The 5,515-nt window shown below is 30.1% G+C and carries 5 protein-coding genes; all 5 read left to right on the forward strand.

Annotated features, from left to right (window positions below; genetic code table 11):
- On the forward strand, positions 1–732 hold a 732-nt coding region (locus VFS71_RS11490; protein ID WP_326401401.1), incomplete at its 5' end, for a nucleotidyltransferase.
- Entirely contained in the window at positions 733–2,394 is a 1,662-nt protein-coding gene (locus tag VFS71_RS11495) for a ThiF family adenylyltransferase (RefSeq protein WP_326401403.1), read from the forward strand.
- Entirely contained in the window at positions 2,394–2,855 is a 462-nt protein-coding gene (locus VFS71_RS11500) for a Mov34/MPN/PAD-1 family protein (RefSeq protein ID WP_326401404.1), read from the forward strand. The genes VFS71_RS11495 and VFS71_RS11500 overlap by 1 nt, the downstream gene beginning before the upstream one ends.
- Entirely contained in the window at positions 2,848–3,678 is an 831-nt protein-coding gene (locus VFS71_RS11505; RefSeq protein ID WP_326401405.1) for a DUF6602 domain-containing protein, read from the forward strand. The genes VFS71_RS11500 and VFS71_RS11505 overlap by 8 nt, the downstream gene beginning before the upstream one ends.
- Before the next feature lie 954 nt (positions 3,679–4,632).
- Positions 4,633–5,427, forward strand: coding sequence for a Fic family protein (locus VFS71_RS11510; RefSeq protein WP_326401406.1), 795 nt, complete (start codon positions 4,633–4,635; stop codon positions 5,425–5,427).
- Positions 5,428–5,515: the final 88 nt, after the last annotated feature.

The following is a 5,515-nucleotide window of genomic DNA, read 5'->3' on the forward strand; positions in this document are numbered from 1 at the left end:
ATGGAGATGTACGAAGATGTTTTTGATTTTTTATATGAGAAATACAAAGATGAAGCAAATGTTAGGAAGCAAAAAGTTTCAATTGGGATTGAATTTTTTGCAGATGATGACGGGGATGTTGTAAAAATTGATGTTGTACCAGGACGTGAACTAAATCAAAATCAGTACAAAGAGGATGAAAACCTTAATCTATATGTTTACTACAAATATGGAAACTTTGACCAGGGAAGTGAGAGAATTAAAACCAATGTACAAGCTCAAATTAAGAGTATTAAAGATAGGGCAACTACTGAAAAAGATTCCATTAGAAAGATCATTCGTTTGCTTAAAGTCTGGAAGAATACTAAGTACAATTACCCTGTAAAATCCTTCTTTTTAGAATTGATTACAATTAAAGCTTTTGATAATAAGAATATATCGGGAAATTTTTGGAGTAAATTAGAAACCGTATTGCAATATATCCGTGACGAAGTTACAGGCGAAAGTTTTGCATTGAAAGATCCAGGAAATGGTTCTAACGATTTAATCGATACCTTAACAACATCAGAGAGACAGACCTTATCTGACGATATGAAGTATATGCTTGAAAGAATTGAGGATAATGACGAGAATATCAAAACTTATTTTCCTGAAAATTCAAAATTTCTAGAGGAAGAAGAAAGCGATAGCAAATATGAAAACAAAGGAAATGGATTTTATTCCAATCCACCAAAAAATGAAAGATTCGGTTAAATGAAGGACAAAAGACTAAATACAATCAAGCAAATTTTTTCTGAGCTAAATGGAATTATAGTTGAGACCCCATTTAGTTCAGATTTAGAATTTAATATAGTTGGAAAAATCAAAGTCCCAATCGATTCAGCAGAAGAATGCTTATTTTTTGATGTTATAATTTACCCCGAATATCCGTTAAAGAGAATGGATATTGAATCTATTACTTTTTCCAATACTGATTATCTAGAGTATGGTCATGTGATGGGAGACGGATCTATATGCAGGCACACCACTCACCAGACCGATTTAAAGAAAAAAATTGAAATAGATATTAATTCACTAAAAAGGTGGATCTGGAAATATTATTTAAATAAAGATAATGACAAGCATTATGAACATTTGATTTTACGGCCTAAAGAATTTAAGGGTAACCATTTTTCTTTTTTGTTTACTGAAGTCGACTATATTTTCAGCAATCAGCAATTTGGTTTTTTCGAGTATTCAAAAATTAATAACGGACTGTATCATGAAAAGGTTATTTTTAATAATGTTATTCAGGAATTCAGAGATTCATACAATAAAAAGATTGTAGAATGCAAATGGAGCAGTGCAATAAAGAAATTACCTAATAAGGACATTGGGATATATGTTTTTTTAGATAATCCTCCAGCGAGGAATGGAAAGTTTATTATAAATAATTGGGAAGATTTAGAAAGCTTAGTTGATCAAAATCTTTATAGTTTCCTTTATAATGTTCAGAAAACCAATTTAAAGCTAAGTGGAAATCCAATTTCTTTTTTAATCGGTTATAGAATATCCGAAAAAGAGATACATTGGCAAGTAGCTATTGTGGAAATCGGGAAATTTCCAATTGAGTCCTATAAAGAAAACAAAGTATGGAAAGGTGGATTTGTCGATGAAGATATTGTATGGGGTATCACTAGGAACTGTTCCTACGACTATTTCTTTGGTAGGGGTAGATTAACTGAAAAGATTACTAAAAGCAAAGTACTTATTATTGGAATAGGCGCAATAGGCAGTATAGTTGCAACAACATTGGTAAGATGTGGTTGTACAAGTATTGATGTAGTTGATTATGATATTAAAGAGCCTGAAAATGTATGTAGATCAGAATACTCATTTTTGACAGGAATTTGTAATAAAGTAGATGATCTATCAAATGAATTATTATCGATATCTCCTTTTGTTGAGGTTGGAATAGTTAATCCAATAATGTTTCATGTTGATTCAAAAATAGCCCAAGGATTAAACAATACTAATGTTGAATTGCAAAAACAACTATTTCATTATGATATGATTATAGATTGTTCCACAGATAACGATTTGTTATATATATTGAGTAAGCTTAAATTGAATAGTTATATAACCCTATCAATAACCAATAATGCCAAAGACCTTGTCTGTTCAGTTGAACCAAATAGTTATAATTGGGTAATGAATCAATATGAAAATGTTTTGGGGAATGAGCTAGAAGATTTGCATAACCCTACTGGATGTTGGAGTCCAACCTTCAAAGCTTCATATAATGATATTAACACATTGGTTCAATTTGCTATTAGGCATATTAACATGAAATTGAGTGATAGTAAAAGTTTGAGAAACTTTGTTTTAAAAACGGAAGAGAGCGATATGTTTTCAATAAAATTAGATGAGTTTTGATGTATAGAATTAATGAGTTAGGACTAACACTGGAAATCGATGATGATTTATTATGCAGTTTAATAGACATTGGAACAGAACATTACCCGAATGAATTTGGAGGTTTTTTAATTGGTAATTATTCAGATAAGCAAACCCACTTAAGAATAACCGATACAATTCTGCCAAACAAATTTAAAGGGACACCTTATTTGTTTGAGAGAGACACAATAGGCATAGATGATAGATTAAAACAATTTTATGATGAAGAACCCAAGAAATATTATCTTGGAGAATGGCATACCCATCCCAATAATTTGCCAATACCAAGTAGCACCGATGTAAATGCCATTAATTCAATTGCAAATCATCCTGAAGTATCAATTAAAAATCCATTAATGCTGATTATAGGTTACAACAAAACTAAAGTGGAGCTTGGCTTCTATGTTCAGTTTAAAAATAAAATATACAAATATGAGTAATAAAATTAAAATTGGAGATTTATTTAGTGGATTGCAAAACCAAATGGTTGCTCAACTAAATACAAACCGGGAATTTATTTTGCATCCAGGTTCAAAAGGAGATTCATTAGAAAATGTTTGGATAGAATGGCTGAGAAAATATTTACCTAATAGATATTGTGTTGACAAAGCAATAATAATTGATAGTACCGGAAGCTTAAGCCATCAATTAGACTTAGTAATTTATGATCAACAATACACGCCTTTTGTGTTTACCCAAAATGGGATTCATTACATTCCCGCCGAGGGTGTATATGCAGTTTTTGAGGTAAAACCTGACTTACAAGGTAAAGTTGGAGATGACAATTTTTTTGATTATGCTGGTAAAAAAATTGAAAGTGTTAGATGTTTAAAAAGGACTTCCGTCAAAATTATTAATGCTGGGGTGGAAATGCCCGCTCGTCCGTTAACAAAAATAGTGGGGGGTATATTAGCAAGTACTAATTCATTTACTCATTCTAATAACAATACAATCGAAAGCCATTTGAAGAATCTAAAAGACCTACAAACAATTGAAATGGGTTGTGCAGTTGATTACGGCAGTTTTTACGTCAACTATAATGGTGTGGAAGATATTAGTAGTAAAGACTTTGACAAAAGAATTAATGACTATTATTTAAATAGAAAGTTTGAAAGTGTTACTTTTAGTGACAAAGAGAACTCATTAGTTACATTTTTCCTGCAACTCACAAGATACTTACAACAATCAATAGGAACAGTTGCTGCAATCGATTTAAATGCTTATGCAAAAACTATCGGGTTTGAAATCGACCAAAAAATTTAATAAAAGTTATGAATTAAACCAAAAAGCATGTTCGAACTTGGGTTTAGTCTGTGGGATCGAAAGTAATGTTAATAATGGGTTTAATCAATTTAACAGTATTTATTATTCTCAAAATTATGATGTTTTTTTATTGATGCCTATTATAAAAACTAAAAAAACCACTTCGTTATGGAGTGGTTTTTTAGTTTTTCAAAACTCATTTAGAAATAATGGATTTTTTTAAAAAAATTCCTGTACCACTTTTTCAGGACTAGACATTATTTGATATACTTTAAAAAATGACGTTATAACGGCGATAATCACCGGTATTTTTATATTTTTTAAATCATTTTATGTTTTTATTATTTTAGGTAATGTGGTCAAAAATAGTTGGTGATTTTTCGTTTTAGATTAATTAAATTACACTGTCAAATTGAAGAGAATGTTGGCTCTTCTGAGGAGCAACCAATTAGCAATAGGTTTGATGATTGTACGGTAATTGAAAAGGATAGTTTTTATTTTAGGTGTAGATTTTATAATTAAACTAAGTTATAAGAAAAAGAGCTTATTAATCATTTTTTATAAGAATGCAGATATTAAAATTTGGAATAATACGTGTAATACGAGAAGCTTGCTAAGAAAATAGTAGAAGCAGAATATTGATTTACATGAGGTAATCTAGTACAAGATAGAGTCTGTTGAAAGAATCAATGTTAGTGTTGTATGTATTAAAGTATTTAATACCTTTGTAAAATGTTAGTTACTAGACAAGACATAATTATATTAAAGAATTTATCAACTACAAAAGATCTTGTTGCTGTTGATACAATACCTAGTACCTTTAAAACAGATTTTCAACTATTCTTCTTTGGAAAGACTTTTTTAAAAAAAGACAACACTTTATTTGCGTATCCTCATGATGTGAAAAAGTGGACACGTTTTATGTTTGATAAGTATAACGGATAAATTTAGTCTATGCTTCCAGACTATTTATTAAACTTTAATTCAGCGCTTTTAAAATTTCAAGAAAAATTCCCTAGAGATAAATGGTCAGGGGAGTTTAAGGATTCATTAGTCAATGATTATTCTTTTTATTCTGCAAGAGTTGAAGATTCTAAGCTTCAATATGGGGATACTATTCGATTTTTAAATAATGAAAGTGTTCGTGGTATTAATTTAGATTCTTTACTGGGCATTTCAGAACACCAATCAGTTTTGAAAAACCTTTTGGAAGATTTAGAAAATTTTGAACTTACAGAAGAAGTCATTAAAAATATACATGGTTCTTTAATGAGCTCTCCATTAGCATGGGAAACTGATTTTAAACCTGAATTGGTTGGGAATTATCGTAACGTTCCCACTGTAGGGGCTCGAGAGCCTTTTTTTGAAAATAAGGAGTACGCTCCACATTACAATTTAGAATTTATTATGGCAAGTTATCTAAACTTGTTTAATGCAAGATTAGAAAATATTGATAATACAAATTATGAAAAACATTTGCTAACAGCAATCGTTTATTTTCATAATAAATTTTTAAATGAAATACATCCTTTTGCTGATGGCAATGGCAGAGTGTGTCGTATAATTATAGGTGCTGTATTAATGTCAAATAACTGCCCTCCAATTTTTCCAGAAATAACAACACAGGAGCAACAAATTGAATATGTTTCAACAATTGTTCAATGCGAACATGAAAAAAGCGATACTCCTCTAATAAAATATTTTGCGCTTGGCATGACAAATTATTTATTAAATAGATTAAACAACTAATATACTTGCGACCAATGAGTAAAAGGAGCTCTTCAACAGATTAACTTTCAAAAAATGTTAGAATGGGAGGAGCTTTAATGACAAATTA

The organism is Flavobacterium sp., from assembly GCF_035760125.1.
GTDB lineage: Bacteria > Bacteroidota > Bacteroidia > Flavobacteriales > Flavobacteriaceae > Flavobacterium.

Excerpts from the sequence above, each read along its gene's own strand:
- VFS71_RS11495 (WP_326401403.1), top strand. The coding sequence starts at position 733 with ATGAAGGACAAAAGACTAAATACAATCAAGCAAATTTTTTCTGAGCTA.
- VFS71_RS11500 (WP_326401404.1), top strand. The coding sequence starts at position 2,394 with ATGTATAGAATTAATGAGTTAGGACTAACACTGGAAATCGATGATGAT.
- VFS71_RS11505 (WP_326401405.1), top strand. The coding sequence starts at position 2,848 with ATGAGTAATAAAATTAAAATTGGAGATTTATTTAGTGGATTGCAAAAC.
- VFS71_RS11510 (WP_326401406.1), top strand. The coding sequence starts at position 4,633 with ATGCTTCCAGACTATTTATTAAACTTTAATTCAGCGCTTTTAAAATTT.